Raw genomic sequence first — 8,182 nt, forward strand, 5'->3', positions numbered from 1 at the left:
GCTGCTGCTGATCCGCCGCAGGGCAGGCCGCCGCCCGGTCACCCCACCACAACCGGTCCCGGTAGACCACCCGTTGGAACGGGGCGTCGTCGGGCGCCCGGAGCAGTTCGTGGTCGCCCGTGATCTGCGACGGGCGGTCGAACGACTGGTTCAGCGCCGTGAGGTACGGGGTCCCGGCACCGGACGTCGTCGCGAAGCGTGCCAGCTCCGTGGACTCCTCCGGTACCCGCCCCGCGTACAGCACCTCCGGCGCCCCGCCCCCGATCGCCGACGCCGGTTCCATCCGGTGCGCGGAGACCACGTACAGCCGTAGCGACTGCGCCGTCTTGGCCAGGCGCGACAGCCGCATCGGGTAGACCAGGCGGTCGCTCGCGAACGTCAGCTTCAGGGGGTCGAGCGTGCCCGACAGGGGGCCGTTGCCGGACGCGGGGGCCAGGCGGACCGCCACGTACTCCCACTTGGCGTCGACGTACGGCCGCAGTTCGGTGGAGAGCGCGGGCGGGAGCTGGAAGCCGTTCGCCTTCAGCCAGTCGCGCAGCGCGTCCGGGTCCGTGGCCGTGAGGCGGGCCACGTCGAAGGGGCCGAGGCGTTCGCGGCCGACCACACCGACCGGCGGCGCCGCCGCGCTCGGGGCCGCGGCGCCGTCCCCGACCCGGCGGCGGTCGTGCGTGAAGGGCCAGTCGCCGTCCTCCGGCCAGAAGTGGTCGCGGTCCCGGTGCGCGGGCGCCACCGCGTGCTCCAGGTCGGAGAAGAGCGCGCGTTCGCCGAGCGTCACCGTCGCCCGGTGCGGCACCGGCATGATCCACGCCGCCTTCGGGGCGTCGCCGTCGACCGTGAGACTCATCACGATCTGCTCGCTGTGTCCGTCCCACCGCACCGCCGACGTCTCCTGACGCACGGCGAGTCGCGTACCCGTGCCATGGACCATCGCACCGCACCCGCAGGCGTACGCGGGCGACACCAGCGAGCCGAGTTGGAGGGCCAGCAACGCCCCCGTGACCAGCCAAGTCCGCCGTCCGACGCCTCTGCCGCGCATGCCCCCGCCTTCCGTCCGCCACGCGTCGGCGAGATCGCCGACGGGAGCTACGACGGCATCGCGGCGGGTCCGGTTCCGGTACGCCGCGGACGCCAGTCGTGGTGATTCCGGTCAAAACACGGGTGACAGTCAGGCGAAGTGGGGGTTGCCTGAGTCTCTTGACCGGGGTGGTGCGAGGCTCTGAGGGCAGGCCGCCCCACGGCCGGAGGGCCGTGCGGCAGACGAACAGCGGGCCAACGGAAGACGGTGGGAGGTTCGGCGCGGCGTGGCGAATGCGGAGCACGGCGGACGCGGCAGCACGGTGGACTCGGACTCGGACACGGCGGACTCCCGGGCGGGCACGGCCCGGGTGGTCATGTGGCTGCTGGCCGCGGTTCTCGCGGTACGGCAGATGGCCCATGTCCTGCGGCTCCCACCGGGGGAACGGCTCACCGACCTGGAGACCTGGACGGGCGCGGGCGGCGTGCTGCACGTGCGCGGCGACCTGTACGACACCGGGCACTTCACCGGCACCCCCTTCGCCGGGCTCGTCCTCAAACCGCTGACCCACGCGGCGGAACAGGCGCTCGGGGTGGCCTGGACGTTCTCCACGCTGCTGCTGGTCGCGGTGCTGGGCGCCGTGGCCGCCCGCGCGCTGCCGGGGCCGCTCCCGCGCGGCGGTTCGGTGCTCGCCGTGCCCGTCGCCATCAGTCTGCTCATGATCTCGCTGCCGGTCCGCAACGCCCTCACCACCGGGCAGACCAGCATCATCCCCGTCCTGCTCGTCCTGCTCGGCTGTTTCGCCGTACGGGGTGAGCGCTGCTCCGGGGTGCTCATCGGCGTCGGCGCGGCCCTCCAGCCCACCGTGCTCCTCTTCGTCCCGCTGCTGTGGTTCACCGGACGCCGGCGCGCGGCCCTCTCCACCACCGCCACCTTCGCCGGGGCGACCGCGCTGACCTGGGCGTTGATGCCGCACGACTCCTGGATGTACTGGGTGCACCACGTGGCCGGCGCCGGACTGGGCGCGCGCCCCGACGGCCTCGCCAACCAGTCCCTGCACGGGGCGCTGCTCCGTCTCGGCCTCGAAGGCCCGCTGGAGATCGCGCTCTTCGTCGTCCTCGCCGCCGCCGTGGCCGTCGCCGGGCTGCGCCGGGCCGTCCGGTACGCGCGCGACGGGCAGTTACTGCTCGCCGTCGCCCTCACCGGCTGTGTCGCCGTCGCCGTCTCGCCGACGGCCTGGCAGCACCAGCTCCTGTGGGTGCTGCTGGCGATCGTCGGCCGGGCCGGGACCAAGGCACGCGACCGAGCCGCCTGGCCCGCCGTGGTCGTCCTGGTGATGACGCTCCCGGGCGCGGTGCTCCTGCCCAACGTGGGGTTCCTCCAGCCGCTGCGCGAAAACGTTCCGCTGCTGACCGCGCTGGCGGCGGCCTGCCTGGTCCCGTTCCTGCCGCGTACCTCCGAGCACTTCCGCACGCCGGTACCCACCACCTACGCCCGCCCCGCCCCCGCGCGCTGGGCCCGCGTCCCGCTGCTGCCGTTCTGGCGCCGGGTGCTCAGCCGCCCCAACCTGCTCCTGGAACTGCTCGTCATCCGCGTCGGCTACTCCGCGTACTCCCACATCCGGCTGGAGGCCACCGCCGGGCGGGAGACGGCCCAGGCGCACGGCCGCACCATCGTGTCCATCGAGAGCGCCCTCCACATCGACATCGAGCACTGGGCCAACCACGCGATCCAGCACGTGAAGTGGCTCGGCTCGTTCTTCGACTTCTACTACGAGACGTTCCACTTCATCGTGCCGCTGACGATCCTCGCCGTGCTGTACGTGCGCCGCCCGGTGGACTACCGCTGGGCCCGCTCGGCGCTGGGCCTCGCCACGCTCCTCGGCCTGCTCGGCTTCTGGTTCTTCCCGCTGGCCCCGCCGCGCCTGATGCCGGGCATGGACTTCATCGACACCGTCCACGGCCCGCAGGACCTGGCCAACCCGGACTACGGGGCGATGACGCAGGTCACCAACCAGTACGCGGCGATGCCCTCGCTGCACTTCGGCTGGTCCCTGTGGTGCGGGATCGTGATCGCGGTGGTGGCCCCCAAGCTGTGGATGAAGGCCCTGGGCCTGCTCCACCCGCTCTTCACGGTCTGCGCGATAGTCGTCACCGCCAACCACTGGGTGCTCGACGCGGTGGGCGGTGCCACGGTCGTCGGCGCGGGCTTCGCCCTGGTGTACGTGCTGGCCGGCCCGCGCGGCGTTCAGCTCCCCCAGCCGCCCGGGCCCAGAGCGGCGACATGGGGCGGCAGCGCGATGCCGGCGGGCAGAGCCGGGTCGGGCTCCGGCGCGCCGAAGTAGGTCCGCAGCGGCACCACGCCCGCCCACAGCCCGAGTTCGCCGTCCGGCCCGTCCCCGTCCTGGGGTGGGCCGGACGCGGTCTTCACGGACGCCTCCTCCAGCGTCAGCGCGAGCAGCGAGGTGGCGGCGAGCTCCTTGCGGCTGGGCTCGCGCGCGTACTCCCACTGTCCCGGAGCGCAGTTCTCGGTCAGGACCCGCAGCCCGTGCAGCAGCTCGTCGTCATCGGTGACCGGGCGCGGCACGCCGTAGATCATCGCGCTGCGGTAGTTGATCCCGTGCTCGAAGACGGACCGGGCTAGGACGAGCCCGTCGATGTGCGTCACGGTCACGCACACCGTGCTGTCCGGGGCCTGGACGAGGCTGCGGCCGGCCACCGAGCCGTGGAGGTAGAGGGTACGGGTGGCGAAGTCCACGCCGTACACCGTGGGAACGGCCATCGGCGTGCCGTCCACCACCACACCGAGGTGGCAGACGAACCCGGCGCGCAGGACGGCGTCGAGGTCGGCCACCTCGGTACTGCCCTGCTCCCGCAGCCGCCGGTGCCGGGTCCGCTCGGTCACCGCAAGCTGCCCCGTTTGCTGCTGATTCTGTTCCTGGATACTCATTCCCCCACCGATTCCGTTGGCGTGATGCGTGCAGACAACTATTTCAGTCGCCCTGCAGGCAATCAAGGGGCGAGGTCATACCCTGCCTCGTCGGCGCGGGTGCGGGGGCCGGGGCGCTGCCGCACTCGAACCACACCGTCTTACCGGCCGTGACCGGCCCCGGCGTCACCCCCCACCTGTCGACCACCGCGTCCAGGAGGACGAGCCCCCGCCCGAACTCGTCCTCCTCCGACGCGTCGAGAGGAAGCGGCAGCTGCGGATGGCGGTCCGACACCTCGACCCGGACGCCGTGCGGCCGGCGCCGGAGCAGCAACTCGCAGTAGCGGTCCGGCACATGCCGCACCACATTGGCGAGCAGCTCCGTCACGGCGAGCTCGACCGCGTCCACGAGGTCGGACATGGCCCAGAGGTCGAGGTGCATACGGACGATCCTGCGGACGTGGCGGGCGGAGTGCGCGCCGACCGTCAGGCGCATGCAGTACTGGGAATTGTCGTTCACGGTACGAGCGTCCCGCCCGATGGCTACTCTCGGCTACGAAATGAATACAATCCGCGCACGTGTAAGCGGAGTTGAGTCCGAGGGGGTACCCGCCGTGGTCCACATCAACGTCCTCGACCCGAGCGCGTCGCCGCTCGACTACTACGGATACGAGCTCCGCCGCTACCGCGAGGCGGGCGGGCTCACCCAGAAGCAACTGGGCGCGATCATCTCGTACACCGGCTCGCTCATCGGCCAGATCGAGACAGCGAGAAAACTCCCCACGGCGGACTTCAGCGAACGCGCCGACGCGGCGCTCGGCACGGGCGGGTTACTGTCCCGGCTGCTCCCCCTGGTCCTGCGGAGCCAGCTCCCGGCGTGGTTTCAGCAGGTGGCGGAGCTGGAGTCACGGGCGACGGAGATCTGTACGTTCCAGACGCACATGGTGCATGGGCTGCTTCAGACGCAGGGGTATGCGCGGGCGGTGCTGGGTGCGGTGGATCCCGACAACCTGGACGACCGGACAGCGGTCCGCATCGCGCGACAGCGAATCCTGGGGAGGGCGAACCCCCCGGTCCTGTGGGCGATCCTGGGGGAAGCGGCACTGAATCAGGAGATTGGCGGGGCATCCGTGATGCGGGAGCAACTTGAGCGCCTGTTGAGTTACGAGCACGTCCCGCAAACCAACATTCAGGTGCTGCCATACGGCGCCGGTGCACACGCCGGTCTACAAGGCTCCTTTAACCTCTATCGGTTCTCCGACGACCCTGCGATCGTCTACACCGAGGGTTACGGCATGGGGCATCCGACTGCCAACCCGGAGACCGTCAGGGACTGTTCGCTCCGATACGATCATCTCCAGGCAGCCGCCCTGTCCTTGCGGGACTCGGCAGAGCTGATCCGGCGGGTGATGGAGGAGCGCTATGGGGAGCAACGACTCTGAGCTGGCCGACGCCCAGTGGCGTAAGTCGAGCTACAGCGGCGATCAGGGTGGCGACTGCGTCGAATGCGCCACCCTCCACGGCGCCGCCTGGCGCAAGTCGTCGCACAGCAGCGACCAGGGTGGCGAGTGCATAGAGGTCGCAGACCTCCCCCACGCCGTCGCCGTCCGCGACTCCAAGGACCCGGACGGCCCGGTCATCACGCTCTCTCCCGCCGCGTTCGGCGCGTTCGTCAGATCCGTTACGGCGTGACCTGAAGCTCCTTGATGCCGTTCAGCCACGCTGAACGGAGACGGCGCGGGTCGCCCGCGAGCGTGAGGTTCGGCAGGGCGTCCGCGATGGCGTTGAAGATCAGGTTGATTTCCAGCACCGCCAGCGACTTGCCGAGGCAGAAGTGGGGGCCTCCGCCGCCGAAGCCGAGGTGGGGGTTGGGGTCGCGGAGGATGTCGAACCGCTCGGGCTCGTCGAAGAGTTCGGGATCGTTGTTGGCGGAGGAGTAGAACAGGCCGACCCGGTCGCCCGCCTTGATCTTCTCGCCGCCGAGCTCGGTGTCCTGGACCGCCGTACGCTGGAAGGACACCACGGGTGTCGCCCAGCGCACGATCTCCTCGGCTGCGGTCTCGGGGCGTTCGCGTTTGTACAGTTCCCACTGGTCGGGGTGGGTGAGGAACGCGTGCATGCCGTGGCTGATGGCGTTGCGGGTCGTCTCGTTGCCCGCGACCGCCAGCAGGATGACGAAGAAGCCGAACTCGTCGGCCAGCAGGTTGCCCTCGCCCTCGGCGGCGACGAGCGTCGAGACGATGTCCTTCGCCGGGCACTCCTTGCGTGCCGCCGCGAGGTTCATCGCGTAACTGACGATCTCCATGGCGGCCTCGGAGCTGATCTCCTCGGTGAGGGCGTACTCGGGGTCGTCGTACGCCGCCATCTTGTTGGACCAGTCGAAGATCTTCGTACGGTCTTCCTGCGGTACGCCGATCAGCTCCGCGATCGCCTGGAGCGGCAGCTCGACGGCGATGTTGGTGACGAAGTCGAAGGAGTCGCGGCCCTCGGAGGCGGCGAGGGCCGTGTCGACGATCCGGCGGGCGCGGTCGCGCAGGGCGGATTCCAGCGAGCGGATCGCGCGCGGGGTGAAGCCGCGCTGGACGATCTGGCGGACCCGGGTGTGCTCCGGCGGATCCATGTTCAGCATGATCAGCCGCTGGACCTCGATCTGCTCCCGGGTGATGTTCTGGTTGAAGCGGATGATCGCGGTGTTGGTGGTGGAGGAGAACAGCTCCGGGTGGGTGGAGACGTATTTGACGTCGGCGTGCCGGGTCACCACCCAGTAGCCGTCGTCGCCGAAGCCGGCGAGACCGTGCGGCTGGGAGCACCAGAAGACCGGGGCGGTCTGCCGCGCCTCGGCGAACTCCGGGTACGGGACGCGGTCCTGGAGCAGGTCGGGGTCGGTGAAGTCGAACCCCTCGGGAAGGTGGGGGCAGCGCATCGGCAGCTCCATCCGGTCGGCACGTTCGGACACGTTTCCTGACGACCCATCAGAATTGTCTGAAAGGTAGTAACGGGTTCTACAAGTCGCAAGGGTGCGGGGGGTGTTCGTTCTCGCGCGGGAGCGCGCGCGGTAGGTGCACAACCCTTGCGTACCGGGGGTAGCCCTCACCAGACTGCAAGCAGAACTAGAACGCGTACTAGTTCGGTCCGTGGCGGCTCCGGGAGGCCCCGCGGCCGGGCTTGGAGTCGTTGAGGAGAGGACGAGCTCATGGCCGCGGAACCCGTCATCGTCGAAGCCGTACGCACGCCGATCGGCAAGCGCGGAGGCGCTCTCGCCAATCTCCACCCCGCCTATCTGCTCGGCGAGACCTACCGCGAGCTGCTGGGGCGCACCGGCATCCACGCGGACTGTGTCGAGCAGATCGTCGGCGGGACGGTCACGCACGCCGGTGAGCAGTCGATGAACCCGGCGCGCAACGCGTGGCTGGCGATGGGGCTTCCGTACGAGACGGCGGCGACCACGGTCGACTGCCAGTGCGGCTCCTCCCAGCAGGCCAGCCACATGGTCGCGAACATGATCGCGGCGGGGGTGGTGGACGTGGGCATCAGCTGCGGGGTGGAGGCGATGTCGCGGGTGCCGCTGGGGTCGGGGTCCAAGCACGGGCCGGGCAAGCCGTTCCCGGACGAGTGGAACGTGGACCTGCCCAACCAGTTCGAGGCGGCGGAGCGGATCGCCCGGCACCGGGGGCTGACGCGCGAGCGCGTCGACTCGCTCGGGCTGCTCTCGCAGGAGCGGGCGGGGGTGGCGTGGGCGGAGGAGCGGTTCAAGCGGGAGACGTTCGCGGTGCAGGTGCCGACGACGGAGGAGGAGCAGGCGGCCGGGCAGGGAATGTGGCGGCTGGTGGACCGGGACGAGGGGTTGCGGGACACGTCCATGGAGGCGCTGGCCCGGCTCAAGCCGGTGATGCCGACGGCGGTGCACACGGCCGGGAACTCCTCGCAGATCTCCGACGGGGCGGCGGCGATCATGTGGGCGTCGAAGCGGATGGCGCGGGCGCTGAAGCTGCGCCCGCGGGCGCGGATCGTGGCGCAGGCCGTGGTGGGCGCCGATCCGCACTTCCATCTGGACGGGCCGATCGACGCGACGCGGGCGGTGCTGGGGAAGGCGGGGATGTCGCTGCGGGACATCGACGTGGTCGAGATCAACGAGGCGTTCGCGTCGGTGGTGCTGTCGTGSGCGCAGGTCTTCGACCAGGACCTGGACAAGGTGAACGTGAACGGCGGGGCGATCGCGCTGGGGCATCCGGTGGGGGC

General features: G+C 70.6%; 8 protein-coding genes. 4 read left to right on the plus strand and 4 right to left on the minus strand.

All coding sequences use genetic code 11. The features are described from left to right. Positions 1-1,036 (minus strand): DUF2330 domain-containing protein (locus ACJA3G_RS23955; RefSeq protein WP_406555097.1); only part of this gene is annotated, 1,036 nt, incomplete at its 3' end. A gap of 265 nt (positions 1,037-1,301) precedes the next feature. On the opposite strand from ACJA3G_RS23955, the gene ACJA3G_RS23960 reads away from it, so the two are divergent. Further along, positions 1,302-3,359 carry a bifunctional glycosyltransferase 87/phosphatase PAP2 family protein gene (locus ACJA3G_RS23960; RefSeq protein WP_406555098.1) on the plus strand — a complete coding sequence of 686 codons (2,058 nt, stop codon included), beginning with the start codon at positions 1,302-1,304 and terminating at the stop codon, positions 3,357-3,359. Here the strand turns inward: ACJA3G_RS23960 and ACJA3G_RS23965 are convergent. Together ACJA3G_RS23965 and ACJA3G_RS23970 are read right to left on the minus strand one after the other, a co-directional pair. Then, positions 3,263-3,964 (minus strand): pyridoxamine 5'-phosphate oxidase family protein, encoded by a 702-nt coding sequence (locus ACJA3G_RS23965; protein WP_406555099.1) that lies wholly within the window; start codon positions 3,962-3,964, stop codon positions 3,263-3,265. The two genes, ACJA3G_RS23960 and ACJA3G_RS23965, sit on opposite strands and share 97 nt — an antisense overlap. Positions 3,965-4,007: 43 nt before the next feature. Continuing rightward, positions 4,008-4,463 carry an ATP-binding protein gene (locus tag ACJA3G_RS23970; protein WP_406555100.1) on the minus strand — a complete coding sequence of 152 codons (456 nt, stop codon included), beginning with the start codon at positions 4,461-4,463 and terminating at the stop codon, positions 4,008-4,010. Positions 4,464-4,557: 94 nt separating this feature from the next. Between ACJA3G_RS23970 and ACJA3G_RS23975 the strand changes: the two genes are divergently transcribed. Together ACJA3G_RS23975 and ACJA3G_RS23980 are read left to right on the plus strand one after the other, a co-directional pair. Beyond that, positions 4,558-5,385 (plus strand): helix-turn-helix domain-containing protein, encoded by an 828-nt coding sequence (locus ACJA3G_RS23975; RefSeq protein ID WP_406555101.1) that lies wholly within the window; start codon positions 4,558-4,560, stop codon positions 5,383-5,385. Further along, positions 5,366-5,635: a DUF397 domain-containing protein gene (locus tag ACJA3G_RS23980; protein ID WP_406555102.1), complete on the plus strand. Its 270-nt coding sequence runs from the start codon at positions 5,366-5,368 to the stop codon at positions 5,633-5,635. The genes ACJA3G_RS23975 and ACJA3G_RS23980 overlap by 20 nt, the downstream gene beginning before the upstream one ends. Here the strand turns inward: ACJA3G_RS23980 and ACJA3G_RS23985 are convergent. Beyond that, positions 5,625-6,866, minus strand: coding sequence for a cytochrome P450 (locus tag ACJA3G_RS23985; protein ID WP_406555104.1), 1,242 nt, complete (start codon positions 6,864-6,866; stop codon positions 5,625-5,627). The genes ACJA3G_RS23980 and ACJA3G_RS23985 overlap by 11 nt on opposite strands. A gap of 270 nt (positions 6,867-7,136) precedes the next feature. On the opposite strand from ACJA3G_RS23985, the gene ACJA3G_RS23990 reads away from it, so the two are divergent. Next, on the plus strand, positions 7,137-8,182 hold a 1,046-nt coding region (locus ACJA3G_RS23990; protein WP_406555103.1), incomplete at its 3' end, for a steroid 3-ketoacyl-CoA thiolase.

Source organism: Streptomyces sp. YS-3 (assembly GCF_045257485.1).
Lineage (GTDB): Bacteria > Actinomycetota > Actinomycetes > Streptomycetales > Streptomycetaceae > Streptomyces.